We start from the raw sequence: 1,119 nt of genomic DNA, 5'->3' as shown, positions 1-1,119 counted from the left end.
GCCCGTCCCCGAGCCGGAACAGCGCGTTGTCCCAGCCGTGGCCCGCGAAGCGAAGCTTCAGGTGGGCAAGGTCGGGGTGCTGCTCCTCGAGCAGCCGGCGCACCAGACCGGGGGTCAGCTCGTAGTCAGCTGCCGGCATTGCTGGCACGGCGTCCCCTCGGCAGATCAGGGGCTGGCCAGAAGGTGTCCATCGGCCGAAGGTACCAGCGCGAGGTGACCCCCGGATGAACTGGCGCATAAGGCAGATGTGGCTGGTACGCTGTCGCCACCCGATCAAGGAGCGCAGTGACACCGCACATCGACCCGCAGAACCTGACCCCGACGCAGAACGAGCCGATCGACAAGGGCAGGATCGCGATGAGTTACAGGGTCGAGCGTGAGGACGGCTTCGATTTCCTGTCCGCCGAGTACGCCGCCCTGCACGCTGCCGCAGCGTCGACGGCGTTCCAGCACGGCGTCTGGCTGCACCGCCTCTACGCGACGCTGGCCCCGACTCGAAGCGCCCTACCGGTCGTGGTGACGGTGCGCCGGGAAACCGACCGGGAGCTGGTGCTGGTGCTGCCGCTGGTCCGCACGGGAAGGGTCGTCCGGACGCTGACCTTCGCCGACCTCGGCGTGGCGGACTACAACGCCGCCGTCGCCTCACGACCGGTGCTGGAGGAACTCGGCCGCCGTCCCGAGGTCGTCGCCGGGATCCGTCGCGCCCTCGGGCGCTTCGACCTGCTCCGGGTGGACCGCGTCGCGAGCGCCCCCGATGCTATGGCAGCGCTGCTGGCCGGTGCCCGCGTACGCCGCCACCACTACGACACCCACCTGATGACGCTGGCGGGCACTCCGGAGGCGTGGCGCAAGACCTTGGACGCGGCCTTCGTGCGCCACCTCGACCGAAAGTACAAGCGTCTGCGTCCCAAGGGGGAGCGGGTCCTGCGAGAGGTGACGACCCTCGCCGAGGTGGAGCCCTTGATGCAACGCATGCGTGCCTTCAGGGCGGCTCGTTTCGCGGAACGGCGCGGTGTGGACCTCGTACAGGACGAGGCCACCTTCGCCTTCTACCGGGCCGTCGCCGCGGACAGCGTGCGCCGGGGAGGCCCGGGACGGCTCGTCGTGCTGGAGGTGGCG

At 70.2% G+C, this 1,119-nt stretch carries 1 protein-coding gene; it reads left to right on the top strand.

What is annotated here, in order from left to right; genetic code table 11:
- Positions 1 to 285: 285 nt before the first annotated feature.
- The coding region (locus Y704_RS24410; protein WP_026549623.1) for a GNAT family N-acetyltransferase at positions 286 to 1,119 on the top strand (834 nt) is incomplete at its 3' end.

It is taken from the genome of Arthrobacter sp. Br18 (assembly GCF_000520555.1).
GTDB lineage: Bacteria > Actinomycetota > Actinomycetes > Actinomycetales > Micrococcaceae > Arthrobacter_D.
This window is presented reverse-complemented; position numbering and strand designations above follow the sequence as displayed.